This window comes from Micromonospora sp. CNZ286 (genome assembly GCF_014207755.1).
Genome location: NZ_JACHIZ010000001.1, coordinates 5,521,109 through 5,534,689 on the forward strand (window position 1 = coordinate 5,521,109; position 13,581 = coordinate 5,534,689).

General features: G+C 73.4%; 14 protein-coding genes and 1 pseudogene. 6 read left to right on the top strand and 9 right to left on the bottom strand.

Features of this window, described 5'->3' with window-relative positions; all coding sequences use genetic code 11:
• Window positions 1–35: 35 nt before the first annotated feature.
• A pseudogene (locus FHX31_RS24375) lies at window positions 36–824 on the top strand (DNA polymerase ligase N-terminal domain-containing protein); the annotation flags it as partial.
• 8 nt (window positions 825–832) lie between these two features.
• A complete protein-coding gene (locus tag FHX31_RS24380; protein WP_030272918.1) occupies window positions 833–2,014 on the top strand; it encodes a threonine synthase in 1,182 nt (393 codons plus the stop codon).
• Window positions 2,015–2,062: 48 nt separating this feature from the next.
• On the opposite strand, the gene FHX31_RS24385 is transcribed toward FHX31_RS24380, so the two are convergent.
• Both FHX31_RS24385 and FHX31_RS24390 read right to left on the bottom strand, forming a co-directional pair.
• Window positions 2,063–2,455 carry a cupin domain-containing protein gene (locus FHX31_RS24385; protein ID WP_013284343.1) on the bottom strand — a complete coding sequence of 131 codons (393 nt, stop codon included), beginning with the start codon at window positions 2,453–2,455 and terminating at the stop codon, window positions 2,063–2,065.
• A 249-nt stretch (window positions 2,456–2,704) separates the two neighbouring features.
• The gene (locus FHX31_RS24390; RefSeq protein WP_013284342.1) at window positions 2,705–3,109 is read right to left on the bottom strand and encodes a hypothetical protein; all 405 of its coding nucleotides are present in this window, start codon (window positions 3,107–3,109) and stop codon (window positions 2,705–2,707) included.
• Between the two features lie 279 nt (window positions 3,110–3,388).
• Here FHX31_RS24390 and FHX31_RS24395 point away from each other — a divergent pair, with 279 nt between their 5' ends.
• The gene (locus FHX31_RS24395) at window positions 3,389–4,405 is read left to right on the top strand and encodes a beta family protein (protein WP_184977244.1); all 1,017 of its coding nucleotides are present in this window, start codon (window positions 3,389–3,391) and stop codon (window positions 4,403–4,405) included.
• Window positions 4,406–4,407: 2 nt separating this feature from the next.
• Here FHX31_RS24395 and FHX31_RS24400 read toward each other — a convergent pair whose 3' ends face one another.
• Window positions 4,408–4,689, bottom strand: coding sequence for an iron-sulfur cluster biosynthesis family protein (locus tag FHX31_RS24400; RefSeq protein WP_013284340.1), 282 nt, complete (start codon window positions 4,687–4,689; stop codon window positions 4,408–4,410).
• A gap of 316 nt (window positions 4,690–5,005) precedes the next feature.
• Between FHX31_RS24400 and dacB the strand changes: the two genes are divergently transcribed.
• Window positions 5,006–6,589 carry a D-alanyl-D-alanine carboxypeptidase/D-alanyl-D-alanine endopeptidase gene (gene dacB, locus FHX31_RS24405; RefSeq protein ID WP_013474206.1) on the top strand — a complete coding sequence of 528 codons (1,584 nt, stop codon included), beginning with the start codon at window positions 5,006–5,008 and terminating at the stop codon, window positions 6,587–6,589.
• 22 nt (window positions 6,590–6,611) lie between these two features.
• Here the strand turns inward: dacB and FHX31_RS24410 are convergent, their stop codons facing one another.
• The 5 genes from FHX31_RS24410 to FHX31_RS24430 all read right to left on the bottom strand — a co-directional run bounded on the left by FHX31_RS24410 (window position 6,612) and on the right by FHX31_RS24430 (window position 11,070).
• The gene (locus FHX31_RS24410; RefSeq protein WP_013284338.1) at window positions 6,612–6,923 is read right to left on the bottom strand and encodes a hypothetical protein; all 312 of its coding nucleotides are present in this window, start codon (window positions 6,921–6,923) and stop codon (window positions 6,612–6,614) included.
• A gap of 87 nt (window positions 6,924–7,010) precedes the next feature.
• A complete protein-coding gene (locus FHX31_RS24415) occupies window positions 7,011–7,916 on the bottom strand; it encodes a hypothetical protein (RefSeq protein WP_256092823.1) in 906 nt (301 codons plus the stop codon).
• A gap of 125 nt (window positions 7,917–8,041) precedes the next feature.
• Complete coding sequence (locus tag FHX31_RS24420; protein WP_486481700.1) at window positions 8,042–9,190, bottom strand: hypothetical protein; 1,149 nt, start codon at window positions 9,188–9,190, stop codon at window positions 8,042–8,044.
• Between the two features lie 779 nt (window positions 9,191–9,969).
• On the bottom strand, window positions 9,970–10,422 hold the full coding sequence (locus FHX31_RS24425; RefSeq protein ID WP_091329879.1) for a pyridoxamine 5'-phosphate oxidase family protein: 453 nt from the start codon (window positions 10,420–10,422) through the stop codon (window positions 9,970–9,972).
• Between the two features lie 54 nt (window positions 10,423–10,476).
• Entirely contained in the window at window positions 10,477–11,070 is a 594-nt protein-coding gene (locus FHX31_RS24430) for a pentapeptide repeat-containing protein (RefSeq protein WP_013284334.1), read from the bottom strand.
• Window positions 11,071–11,126: 56 nt separating this feature from the next.
• Here FHX31_RS24430 and FHX31_RS24435 point away from each other — a divergent pair, with 56 nt between their 5' ends.
• Together FHX31_RS24435 and FHX31_RS24440 are read left to right on the top strand one after the other, a co-directional pair.
• The gene (locus FHX31_RS24435; RefSeq protein WP_184977246.1) at window positions 11,127–12,359 is read left to right on the top strand and encodes a serine hydrolase domain-containing protein; all 1,233 of its coding nucleotides are present in this window, start codon (window positions 11,127–11,129) and stop codon (window positions 12,357–12,359) included.
• A gap of 54 nt (window positions 12,360–12,413) precedes the next feature.
• Window positions 12,414–13,055 (top strand): NAD(P)-dependent oxidoreductase, encoded by a 642-nt coding sequence (locus FHX31_RS24440; protein ID WP_013284332.1) that lies wholly within the window; start codon window positions 12,414–12,416, stop codon window positions 13,053–13,055.
• Window positions 13,056–13,116: 61 nt separating this feature from the next.
• Here the strand turns inward: FHX31_RS24440 and FHX31_RS24445 are convergent, their stop codons facing one another.
• Window positions 13,117–13,581 carry a PPOX class F420-dependent oxidoreductase gene (locus tag FHX31_RS24445; RefSeq protein WP_013284331.1) on the bottom strand — a complete coding sequence of 155 codons (465 nt, stop codon included), beginning with the start codon at window positions 13,579–13,581 and terminating at the stop codon, window positions 13,117–13,119.

A 13,581-nucleotide genomic window follows, 5' to 3' on the forward strand; every position in this document is an offset into this window, starting at 1 on the left:
CCCGTCTTCACTTATTAGTCGGTAGGCTCAGTTTCGAGGACCACCCGATGGAGTACCTGACGTTCCACGGGGAGATCCCCGCCGGGGAGTACGGCGGCGGGCGGATGATCGTGCACGACACCGGCACCTACCGCGCGGAGAAGTGGCGCGACGACGAGGTGATCGTGGTGCTGGACGGCGAGCGCACGAAGGGCCGGTACGTGCTGTTCGCCACCGGCGGCCGGGGCCGGGACTGGATGATCAGGCGTACCGACCCGGCGCCGGAGGGCTGGACGCCGATGCCCGAGCTGGTCCGCCCGATGCTGCCCGCCGAGGGCGGGCGGCTACCGCGCGACGCCGCCGCCTGGGGGTACGAGCTGCGCTGGGCGGGCGTGCGCGCGATGGCGTACGTCTCGGGCGGCCGGCTGCGGCTGCTCGACGGCGACGACACGGAGGTCACCGGGGAGTACCCGTGGACACGGGCGATGGCCGAGGCGCTGGCCCCGGCCGAGGCGGTGATCGACGGCGTGCTGGTAAGGATCGACCCGGCCGGGAGGGTCCGTCCGCCGACCCGGCGCGACGGGCAGTTCCTCACCGTCGACCTGCTCTGGCTGGAGGGCGTGTCCAGCCTCGACGTGCCGTACGCGCAACGCCGTGACCTGCTCGACGGTCTGGCGCTCACCGGTCCGCACTGGCAGACTCCGCCGTGGTTCCCGGGAGTCGGCGCGGACGCCCTACGGGCCGCCCGTGAGCAGGGGCTCCCGGGAGTGGTGGCGAAACGCCTCGACTCCCCGTACGAGCCGGGCCGGCGCAGCCGGCACTGGCTGAGCATCGACGCGAGCTGAGGACCACCGTGCACCTGACGCACCTGGAGTGCCCGCGCTGCGGCAGTGAACACCCGGCCGACGTGTTGCAGAACCTGTGCGGCTGTGGCTCGCCGCTGCTGGCCCGCTACGACCTCGCCGCGGTGGCCGCCACGGTCGCCCCGGAGCAGTTCGGGCTGCGCCCGGCCGACCTGTGGCGCTACCGGGAGCTGCTGCCGGTCGCCGATCCCCGCTTCGTCACCACGCTGGGCGAGGGCTGGACGCCGATGTGGCGCGCGCCCGCGTACGGCCACGAGATCGGCATCGCGGACCTGATCGTCAAGGACGAGGGGCTGACCCCGACCGGGTCGTTCAAGGCGCGCGGCGCGTCGGTGGGCGTGAGCCGGGCCCGGGAGCTGGGCGTGAAGCGGATCGCCATGCCCACGAACGGCAACGCCGGCGCGGCCTGGGCCACCTACGCGGCGCGGGCCGGGATGGGCGCGACGATCGCCATGCCGCTGGCCGCGCCGACGATCTGCCGCGAGGAGTGCCTCGCCGCCGGCGCCGACCTGCGGCTGATCGACGGCCTGATCAACGACGCGGGCCGGGACATCGCCGAGCTGATCGCCGGGTCGGACGGGGGGATCTTCGACGCCGGCACGCTGCGCGAGCCGTACCGCCTCGAAGGCAAGAAGACCATGGGGTACGAGATCGTCGAGCAGCTCGGCTGGCAGGTGCCTGACGTGATCGTCTATCCGACCGGCGGTGGCGTCGGGCTGATCGGCATCCACAAGGCGCTGCACGAGCTGCGCGAACTGGGCTGGGTGGAGGACCGGCTGCCCCGGCTGGTCGCGGTGCAGTCCACCGGGTGCGCGCCGATCGTGCGGGCGTTCGCGGCCGGGGAGGAGCGCGTCACCCCGTGGGAGGACGCGCACACCGTCGCGTTCGGCATCACCGTGCCCGCGCCGCTCGGCGACGAGCTGATCCTGTCCGCGCTGCGGGACAGCGCCGGCACCGCGATCGCGGTGGACGACGCGGAGATCCTCACCGACCTGCGTGACTTCGCCGCCCGGGAAGGGCTGCTGCTCTGCCCGGAGGGCGCGGCCTGCCTGACCGCCGCCCGGCACCTGCGCGCGGGCGGGTGGATCCGGCCCGGGGAGCGCGTGGTGGTGCTCAACACCGGCGCGGGCCTGAAATACCCCGGCCTGGTGCAAGGAGGGGCCCCTTCTTAACGTCTCCGGTAGAGCAGGGGCCCCCGCTTAACACGTGCGCACCGGGCGTCAGGACGTCGGCGGCTCGTCCTCGCCCGCCTCCTCGGCGGCGTCCGCCTCCTCCTTCGTCTTGTGCACCGCGCCGTCGGCGTGCTCCGGCGGACCGTAGACGGTGTAGAGGACCAGCGGGTTCGGCCCGGTGTTGACGAAGTTGTGCTTCGTGCCGGCCGGCACGACCACCAGGTCGCCGGAGACGACCTCCTTCTTCTCCCCGGCCACCCGCGCCTCGCCGGTGCCGCTGACGAACGTGAGGATCTGGTCGATGCCCTCGTGGACCTCCTCGCCGATCTCGCCGCCCGGCGGAATGGTCATGATGACCAGCTGGGTGTGCTCCCCGGTCCAGAGCACGCGGCGGAAGTCGGGACTCTTCTCGGCGACTGTCGCGATCGTGAAATGCTCCATGGTCCGCTCATACCCCGATCCCGCGCCCGCCACGCCGGGAGTCGCAGATGGTGGAATTCCCCACGCCGATCCGGTTTGGATCCCCTGAGAGGGGGCATGTGCTGCCCATAAGACCGGTGCGGGCTGGGCCGGTCGAGCCAGGTCCCCGCCGGCGTACCGCCGTACGGCTGCGGTGGTGGGAGACGGCCGGAGCGCGGCGACGTTACGACCGGAGGTCGTGCGGCGCCGTGCGCTCGTCTGCGCGTCCGGTCAGGCCAGCACGGCCAGGTGGAACGGGCGGTCCGCGTGCCCGCTCGTGCCGTGCGTCTCGACGAACACCGCGTTGGCGATGCCCGAGCGCGGCGCCACGGTGATGACACCCTGCGGGACCAGCCCGTTGGCGGTCGCGGGGCCGACCGTCCCGACGTACGCCGCTCCGGCCACGTCCTGGTCGAACGAGACCTGGTACATCCCGGCGGCGAGCCGGGTGGCCGAGGTGGCGCCGAGGCCGCGGACGAGCCTTCCGTTGGCGTCGACCACGGCGAACAGCATGCGTGCGGTGGCCGGCAACCCGACCGGCGAACACGAGTTGATCTCGGTGTCGGCGCGCGCGGCCTCCCGCATGCTCGGGATCGGCTGGCCGGTGGTTTCCCTCCTAGCTCTACGGCTGGGCATGGTGATCCTCTCTCCCGCCGGTACGCCGGCAGGAGGCGTTCGTACGCGTCCGGGCGATCGTCGGCGGTCCCCCTCGGTGATTCCGACGCTATGTCGGCGAGCCGCCCGGCAACCAGCCGGAGGACTGTCCGATCACTGACAGTGGACAGCTCTGAGCTGCGGAAACGTCGGTCCTACGGTCGATTCGCGACCGGCTCCGCCGACCCCTGCGACGCCCGCTCCGGCACCGGAGCCGACCGGAAGCCATGACGCAGCGCAATCGTCTGGCTACATTGAAGTATGGTGCCGCCGCTCCGAGGTCGATCTCCGGTCTACCGCCCGGTGCTGGCCGCACGGCGCGGGGAACTGGAGGCGCTGGCCCGGCTCGACGACGCCTCCGCCGCGCTGCTCGCACCGATCCTCGACGTCCCGGCGGACGCGACGTCCATCGTGGACTCCCTGATCCGGCTGCCCGCCGGGCTGCTGCCCGCCGTCGACGTGTCGGCGCTGCCGGATGCCACGGAACACGACCCGGTCCGCTGGGGCGTACCGCTGGTGCCGGTCATCGGTCTCGCGGACAGTGACCAGCGGCTGGCCGCGCACGGCGCGGCGGCCCGGGCCTGGGCACACCACGCGGTCGTCCGGTTGCGCGTCGGTCCGGACCGGGCCGGGCCGGACGCCGCAACCGCGGCCGCGGAACGGGTGTGGCGGGTGACCGGCCTGCTGCCCGAGCAGTGCGACCTGCTGCTCGACGCCGGGGACGTGTGCTGCCAGGCCGACGTCCGGCTGGCCGAGCCGAGGGTCCGGCGGGCGGCGCAGTGGGCCCGGCGGCACGCCTGGCGCTCGGTGACGGCGGCGGCCGGCGGGATGCCGCCGGCCCTGTCCCGGCTGCCGGTGGACGAACCGGTCCGCCTGGAACGGTACGACTGGTCGCTCTGGCGGCGTCTGGCCGATCTGCGCCTCGGGTACGGCGACTACGGCGTCGGCTGCGCGGTACGCGACGCGGACGAGCCGGGCGACCGGACACCGACGCTGCGCTGGGCAGCCGACGACGCGTGGTGGGTCTACCGCTGGTCGCGGCGGGGTGGGCGGGGCGACGAGCGCTTCGCCGACCTGTGCCGCACACTCACTGCCGCGCCGCACTGGTCTTCGGCCGGGGCCGGCTTCTCGTGGGGCGACCACGAGATCGTCCGGCGGGCCCGGCGGGGCGCCGGCGCGGGCTCACCCGCCAACTGGATCGCGTGGAGCACCTCGCACCACCTGGCGCACGTGCTGGCCGCGCTGGTCCGGCCGGAACCGGACCAGCGCGCCGGCTGAGTTCACTCCTTCTCGGTGAACCCGAACTGGACCACGCCCTCCTCGTCGACCATCGCGTCCACCGACGTGTCGTTGAGCAGCTCGGCCGCGTCCGAGTCGAGGAAGATGCGCGCACCCTCGGTGTCCACCACCTGGTCGCCCTGCACCGGCTGCGGCACCAGCTCGATCGAGAGCGAACCGGCGTCGGTGTCGGCGGCGATGCGCAGCCCGCCGGCGTCGGCGACGTCCTGCTGGGCGGCGAGGTCACGGATCACCAGGACGGCGTTGTCGGTCATGGTCAGCATGGCTGAACTCCTCATGGCTGGATGTCGGGTTTCGCGGGCGACACGGCCCACGCGGTCGGCTCGCGACCCGGAAGCGGGCGAGACACGATCTCGCCGCGCTGGAAGCAGGGCGGTTCCACCGCCCTCACCCCCACCGTGCCCGCTGCCAGGTCATCCGTCAAACGGAACCCGGCGATCGGCCGCTCCCCGGTGAACAGGTGTTTTCCCCGAGCCGTACCGGGAACACCGGGGGTTTGCGGTGACCGCATCGGCGGCTGCAAATAACCTTTCGCGCCGGAGCCTTTCCCGCAGGAAATCTCCGTGGCAGCATCTTCCCATGCATCGTCGCCTATTCCCCCGGGCGCTCGCGGTGCTGGCGCTGGTCGCCACCGCGGCTGCCGCCGGCACCACCACCGCCACCGCCGAAGCGCCCACCCCCGCGCAGACCCGGCTGAACGCCACCATCGACGCCGTCCTCGCCGACAGCCGGCTCAACGGGGCGCAGGCGGGCGTGGTCGTCGTCGACACCACCACCGGTCGTACGCTCTACGACCGCAACGGCACCCGGCGGCTCATCCCCGCCTCCAACACGAAGCTGCTCACCTCGGCGGCGGCGATGGAACTCCTCGGTCCGGGCCACCGCTTCACCACCGAGGTGAGCGTCGACGGGCCGCGGCGCGCCGGGATGCTCTCCGGCGACCTCTACCTGCGTGGCGGCGGCGACCCCACCATCCTCGCCGCCGACTACGACCGGCTCGCCGAGCAGGTCGCCGCGGCCGGCGTACGCGTGGTCGCGGGCGATCTGATCGCCGACGACACCCGGTACGACAAGGGCCGCCTCGGTCCGGACTGGACCTGGGACGACGAGCCCTACTACTACGCCGCCCAGGTGTCGGCGCTGACAGTGGCCCCGGACACCGACTACGACGCCGGCACCGTGATCGTCCACGCCGCGCCGGGCACCCGGGCCGGCGCCCGGCCGAAGATCACCATGACGCCTGACAACGGCTGGCTGCGGATCGACAACCGGGCCGAGACGGTCGCCGACGGCGAGACCACCATCTCCTTCGAGCGCGAGCACGGCGGCAACACGGTGGTGGTGACCGGCCAGATCGCCGTCGGCCAGGCCGCCGAGAGCGACTGGGTCACCGTGTGGGAACCGACCGGGTACGCCGCCGACGTGTTCCGCTCCGCGCTGCGGCGGCACGGCGTACGGGTGCTCGGCCGGACCGTGCTCGGCACCGCCACCCCCGACACCGCCAAGCCGCTCGCCCGGCACGACTCGATGCCGCTGGCCGACCTGATGGTGCCGTTCCTCAAGCTCTCCAACAACGGTCACGCCGAGGTGCTGACCAAGGAACTGGGCCGGCAGCTCTCCGGATCCGGCACCTGGGCCGCCGGGCTGTCAGCGATCAGCGGGTACGTGGGCGACGCCGGAGTGGACACCGGCACGCTGCGCCAACGCGACGGTTCCGGGCTGTCCCGGCGCAACCTCGTCCCGCCGGCCCAGTTCGTCACGCTGCTCTCGGCGGTCCGCGCCGAACCGTGGTTCGACACCTGGTACGCCGCGCTGCCGGTGGCCGGCAACCCGGACCGGTTCGTGGGCGGAACGCTGCGCAGCCGGATGGGCGGCACGGCAGCAGCGAACAACGTGCACGCCAAGACCGGCAGCCTGACCGGCGCGTCAGCGCTCTCCGGCTACGTCACCGACGCCGACGGGCGGCTGCTCGCCTTCTCGATCGTGCTGAACAACTACCTCACCTCGTCGGTGAAGGGGCTGGAGGACCAGATCGCCATCGCGCTGGCCTCGTACACCGAGAAGGAGACGGCGACCGCCCGGCGGACGGTGCCGGCCGCGCCCGAGTCGCCGCGCGTGCCGGAGGGCCGGGAGTGCTCCTGGGTGAAGCCCGCGCTCTGCTGACCGGCCCGTACCGCCCCGGTGCTCAGGCGCCGGGGCGGTACGGACGCGGGTCGGCCGCGGGATCGCCGCGCTCGACCAGCGCGTCGATCTCGGCCGACGGCAGCCCGCGCAGCGTGAGCACCCGGCGGCCCCACACGTGCAGGCGGCACGGGTGCGGGCTGGCGTCGTTGCGGCAGATGGTCCCGCCCGACCAGGCCCGCGGCGCGTGCACCACCACCGCCCGCACCGCGAACTGGACGTCCTCGACCGTCACGTACGGCGGCATCGGGATCTCGCGCAGCACGTCACAGTCGGTGCGCGGGCGGGCGGGGGCGACGGGGGCAGGGCCGGTCATCGGTCGGGCCTCCACAGAGGATGGTCGGACGGGACAATCGAAACGTACGACGCCCGGCCGGGTACGCGACGGACAAACTGTCCCCGCTCAGCGCAGCGCCACCGCCTGGAGACTGACGTTGCCGCAGTCGCCGAGCGACTCCTCCACCGTCCAGTTCATCAGCAGCTTCGCGCCGCGCGGGGCGCGGAACCTGATCGTGAACTCGGCGGTGAGCGCGGTGTGCGGATCCTCCATCCGCAGCGTGGTCACCGGGCCGCCGCTGGAGACGCGCACGTCGAGGCGGCCGCGGGCCATCCAGAGCCCGGCGTACAGACGCACCGTGCGCTGCTGCCCGTCGGCCGCAACCGCGAGGTTGAACCCGCTGCCCCGGTTGCAGGTGTAGACGCCGGACATGGTGCCGCTCGCCGACGCGACCGGGTTGCCGTCACGCCAGGCGTACGCCTCGGGGTTGTTGCTGAAGCTCTCCCGCCGCCCCCGGCCGCCCTCGTCACGGATCTCGCCGGAGCCGCCCCGCTTGCGGACCGTCCGGTCGGCACCGGTGAGCCCCCAGTGGACCCAGTCGGTGGGGCCGGCGGCGGTGAGGTCGACAGTGGCGGGCACCTCGGCGCGGGTGACGGTGACGGTCGGCGGCAGCGCGGGCGTCGGTGACGGCGACGGCGTGGACGGCGACGGGCTCGGCGACGGCGGCCGCTGCCGGGGACGCAGCCCCGGGTTGACCACCGAGTCGCCGGCCTCGTTCGGCAGCCCGACCCGGCCGGGCGGCGCCACCGGCACTCCGGCGTTCTCCTCGCGTGGCGTGTCGTGCCGTTCGACGCCGAGGTAGACGGCCAGCGCCGCCAGGCAGAGGACCGCGGCCAGCCCTTCCAGCATCAGCCGCCGCCGGCGGCGCAGCCGGCGCAGCGCGGACCGGGTACGCGGAAGGCCGTGCCGGTGCGAGCCGGGGCCGGTACGCGGACGGTCCTCCTGGCCCACCACACCCTCCACTTCGGTCACGACACCGCCGGAAACGACAGGTGCGCGACGGGCTTCACGGTGTCACCGCACGGCTCTTTGCGCCATATGTCGAGTGACGGGCGTTTCCAGTTCGTTACCTGACGACCGCTCGCCGGACCGGCCGCTCAGCTTACCGTGATCGCCTGCAACGCCACCCCGTCGTTCTGCCCCCCGGTCACGGTCAGGGCGTGCCACCTGATCAGCAGCCGCTCCCCGGGGGCCGCCCGGAAGCGGATGACGTACTGGTAGAAGCGGTCGCCCGCGGCGAGGGCGACCTCGCGGACGGCGGGATCGCCACCGCTGGACAGCGACAGGTCGAGCCGCGCACCGGCCGAGAACGTGCCGACGAACAACCGGACCGTACGCACATCCCCGCTCCCGGCCACGCCGAGCGTGAAGCTCTTCCCGGTGCCGCGCTGGAAGACACCCGCCCGGGTGCCCTCCTGACGCGCCGTCGGCGTGCCGTCGGTCCACTGGAGATCACACGCGCCCGCGTTGTGCTCCAGCCGCTCGCCACCCGGATCCTGGATCTCGCCCGTACCGCCCACCTTGCGATGGAAGCTGTCCGCGCCGGTCCCGCCCCAGTGCCGCCAGTCCCGCGTACCGAGGTCGGTGAGCGACAACGACCCCGGCAGCGGCGCCAGGTCCACGTCGAGCAGCGGCCCGCCGGGGGCGACCGGTTCGCCGGTGGCCGGTGCCTGGTCGCCCGGAGCTTGACCGCTGGGCGCTTGGCCGCTCGGCGCCTGGTCGCTGGGTGGCTGGTCGCTGGGTGGCTGGTTGCCGGGTGCCGCCACGGGCGCGGTCTCCCGGGCCAGCGGGGGTGGCGTGGACGACCGGGCCGCGTACGCCAGCGCCGCCACCAGGCCGGTCACGGCCACGGCCGCCAGTACGGCGCGCCGGCGTCGACGCCGCGCCCGGGCCGCGGCGACGCGGGTGGCCGGGGCGTCGGGCGGGGGGCGCATCGGACCGGCGATCGGGGCTAGGGTCCGGCTCAGCCGGGCCTTGGCCGCTCGGGCGGCGGCGCGCAGCCGGGCACCGATCCCGCCGGTCACGTCGGACAGGCCGCCGGTCAGGCCGGCGAGGCGCGCCGGGATGCTCTCCCGGGCGGAGTGCCGGCCGGGTCTCGCCTCCGCCTCCTGAGGCAGACCGGAGCCGGCCGGCTCGTCGGCTGCACCCGGCCGGACCGGTGACGGGCCGGACAGGTGCAACCCGATCGGGGCCGGCCCGACCAGCGGAACCCGGCCGCCGGGCGGACTCGGACGCGGCTCGGGCACCGACGCCGACGTCCCGGAGGCGAGCGGGCCTGGCCCGAGCGTCCGGGAGGCTGGCGGGTCGGGGCTGGGCGTCCGGGAGGCTGGCGGGTCAGGGCTGGGCGGAGTCGACGTAGGAGGGCCGGGCGCGGGAGGGCCTGCGGGGAGCGTGCCGGACACGGGCATGTTGGCTGGAAGCGGGCCTGTGGCGGGAAGATCGGGAGTCGGCGGGCCGGCGGTACGCGGAGGCGGCCAGACAGCGGTACCCGGCGGTTCCAGGTCCCCCACGGAAACCCGATCGTCCGGGTCGGCCGGTGGACGGTCCCCGTCCGGCAGGGTCACCGTCCGGGGCGTGGCGGGATCCGTGTCCCCGGGCAGGCGGCGTGGACCGGCGGGGCGCTCCGGCGCGTCGACCCCGTCGTCCGGTGTGGGCAGCCAGCCCCCGACCCGGATCCCGGTACGCGCGATGTCGTCCTCAGCCACCGACCCTCCCTCGGCCACCGGCGGCGAGCGGCCCGGCCCCGTGGCTCGCCGTAGGGAGGATGACACAGAACGCGATCTTGCAGAAGGCATCAGCCCTCGCAATTCCCACGCCTGCCCGGCGCCGGCCACCCCAGCAGGACAGATCTTGGAGGATTTCCGCCCCCGCAGGGGCCATTCCGTACCAAGATCTCCGTACCCAGCCACGGCGGACCGCGCCCACCCGAGACCGTCGGGTCGATCATGAAGTTGGCGGCGGCAAAACGGGCATCCAAGGCCGCTAACTTCATGATCGACGCGTGTCAGCGGGTGGGGGCGGCGGGTCAGCGGCGGGTTCGGCGCTGGAGGCCTCGGGTGGGGTGCCAGCTCTCGATCACGAGGTGGTCGGGTGGGTCGCCCACCCGGGTGAGCACCACCTCGGTCAGCTCGATCCGGAAACTGTGCGAGCCGTCCTCGGCGGGCGGCTCCTCGTGCGCCCGGCCGGCGATCTTCGCGTCTCCGTCCCAGGTGGACGGGTCGTCCGGCGGGGCGTCCTCGGTCGGGCTGTGCAGCGCCACCCGGGGATCGCGGCGCAGGTCGAGCGCCTTGACCGCGCCGGCCATGCTGCCCAGCCGCAGCTGCCCGTCGTCACCGAAGTCGAACTCGGTGCCGCTGATCCGCGGCGAGCCGTCCCGCCGCAGTGTCGCCATCGTGCCGTGCTTGCGGACCGCGAAGCGGGCGCGTACCCGCGCCGCGAACTCGGGCTCGGCCGCCACCAGGTCGGACCACCATGTCATACGCCCGAGTGTGTCCGGAAAACCTGACAACCCGCGGCACATTTCCCAGCGGACTCAGCCCACCTGGAAACCGAGCGCCTGGGCCAGCATCACCGCCTGCTCGGCGTCGATCCGCGCGCCGGAACGCTGCACCGCGGTCGGGTCGAGCGCGGACAGGTCACTGCCGCGCAGGTCGGCCCGGATCAGCTTGGCGGCGTGCAACTGGGCGCCGGAGAGGTCCACGCCGGTCAGCGTCGCGCCGGTCAGGTCGGCCCCGGTCAGGTCGACCTCCCGCATCCGTACGTCGGTGATCCGCGCCCCGCGCAGGTCGGCGCCGGCGAGCGTGACGAAGGACCAGTCGCCCCGGTCGACCCGCAGCGGGCGCAGGTCGCAGCGGTCGAACGTGCTGCCGACCAGCTTGCAGCCGGTGAACTCGGCCTCGAAGAGGTTGCACTTGCTGAACGAGCACCTGGTGAACGCCGAGTCGGTGTGCCGGGAGGCGTTGAACGCCACGTTGCCGAACACGCAGTCGGTGAAGACAGCGCCCCGGCTGACCGCCTCGGTCAGGTCGACGTGGAAGAACTCGCATCGCACGAAGTGCCGGTCGGCCAGCTCCTCGGCGTACCAGTCCTGCTGGCGGTAGGTGACGTCCTCGACCGGCTCGGGCATGCCACCGACCCTAATGACACTTCCGGGGCCGAGGTACCTGCGGGTAGGTTCGCGTCGTGAGTGTCACGGTGAGCACCGATCCCGGCCACGTCGGTTTCGATCCCGCCCGGCTGGGGCGGATCGACGAGCACTTCGCCCGGTACGTCGACGACGGCCGGCTCGCCGGCTGGCAGATCGTCGTCAGCCGCCTCGGCGAGGTCGCCCACTCCTCGACGTACGGGCTGCGGGACCGGGAGGCCGGTACGCCGGTCGAGGCGGACACGCTGTGGCGCATCTACTCGATGACCAAGCCGATCACCTCGGTCGCGGCGATGATGCTCTGGGAGGAGGGCCGGTTCGAGCTGAACGACCCGGTCAGCCGCTGGTTGCCGGAGTTCGCCGACGTACGCGTCTACGACCGGGGGTCAGTGCTCAAGCCGTACACCGTGCCGGCGGTCGAGCCGATCCGGATCTGGCACCTGCTCACCCACACCGCCGGCCTGACGTACGGCTTCGCCCAGGTCTCGGTGGTCGACGGCCTGTACCGGGCGGCCGGCTTCGACCTGGGCGTGCCGGCGGGCGCGGACCTGGCGGCGGCCTCGGCCGGGCTGGCCCGGCTGCCGCTGCTGTTCCAGCCGGGCACGAGCTGGAACTACGGCGTCTCCACCGACGTGCTGGGCCGCCTGGTCGAGGTGATCTCCGGGCAGTCGCTGGACGCGTTCTTCGCCGAGCGCATCCTGGGCCCGCTGGGCATGACGGACACCCGCTGGTGGGTGGACGCGGCGGACTCCAAGCGCCTGGCCGCCCTCTACGCCCCGCACCCGGCCACCGGCCAGGCGGTACGCGCCGACGGGGTGGGCCGGGCCGCGCTGGCGGAGCCGACCTGGCACTCCGGCGGCGGCGGGCTGGTCTCCACGGCGGCCGACTACCACCGGTTCACCCAGTTCCTGCTGCGCGGCGGCGAGCTGGACGGGGTCCGCCTGCTCGGCCCGCGCACGGTGCGCTTCATGACCCGCAACCATCTGCCGGGCAACCGGGACCTGGCCTCGTTCTCGCCGGAGGGCTTCGCCGAGACGATCCTCGACGGGATCGGCTTCGGGCTGGGCTTCGCGGTGGTGCTGGACCCGGTGCCGTCGCGGGTGCCGAGCAGCGTCGGCGAGTTCTACTGGGGCGGCCTGGCCAGCACCGCGTTCTGGGTGGACCCGGTGGAGGAGGTCACCGCGCTGCTGTTCACCCAGCTGATGCCGTCGAGCACGTACCCGCTGCGCAGCCAGTTGCGCCAGCTCGTCTACTCGGCGATCGTCGACTGAGCCGGTTCGGCGGAACTCCCGCCGCCCGCCTGTGGGCTGCCTAGCCTGTGAGGCATGAGCGACATCGTCGTGTTCGGCGCCGGCGGGACGGCGGGCTCGCGGATCGCGGCTGAGGCGGTCGAGCGGGGGCATCGGGTGACAGCGGCGGTGCGGCGTCCGGAGGCGGTCGGCTACCTACCCCCGGGCGTACGCACGGTGACCGGCGACGCCACCTCGGCGCGGAGCGTACGCGAATTGGCCGAGGATGCGGACGTGCTGGTGGTGGCCATCGGCGGCGGCGAGCGCGAGTTGTGGCGCGACGCCGCGCGGACGCTGGTCGACACGCTGCGTGAGTTGCCCGACCCACCTCGGGTGATCCACGTCGGCGGCGGCTCGACGCTGCTCACGCCGAAGGGCACCCGTTACCTGGACGAGCCGGACTTCCCGGAGGAGTACCGGGACTCGGCGCACGGCCAGGCCGACGCGCTGGAGTTCTACCGCACCAGCGCGGACGGGGTGACCTGGACGTACGTCTCCCCACCGCCGCTGGAGTTCCACCCGGGTGAGCGGACCGGGCATTACCGCACCGGCACCGACCAGCCGGTGACCGACGCGCAGGGCCGGTCGGTGCTCACCTACGAGGACCTGGCGGTGGCGATCGTCGACGAGATCGAGAATCCCCGGTTCGGCAACGCCCGCTTCACCGTCGCGTACTGATCCGGCGCGTACTGATCCGGCGCGTACTGATCCGGCGCGTACTGACCCGGCGCGTACTGATTCAGTCGGCCAGCCGGGCGGGGAAGCCGCCGGTGGCGATCGGACCCCAGGACTCGATCGTGACGCGGATCAGTGACTTGCCCTGCGCGACCATCGCCGACCGGTACTCGTCCCAGTCCGGGTGCTCGCCGGAGATGCTGCGGAAGTAGTCGACGAGCGGCTCCAGCGCCTCGGGCAGGTCGAGCACCTCGGCCACGCCGTCGACCTGCACCCACGGGCCGTTCCAGTCGTCGGAGAGCACGCACGCGGAGACGCGCGGGTCGCGGCGGATGTTGGCGACCTTGGCGCGTTCGGGATAGGTGGAGATGACCAGGCGGCCCTCGGCGTCCACGCCGCACGCCACCGGGGAGGACTGCGGGCGCCCGTCGGAGCGGGTGGTCATGAGCACGACGTGGTGGCGGGGGCGGAGGAACTCGATCAGGGCGTCCCGGTCGACCCGGGTGTTCTTCGCGATGCTGCGTGCCAT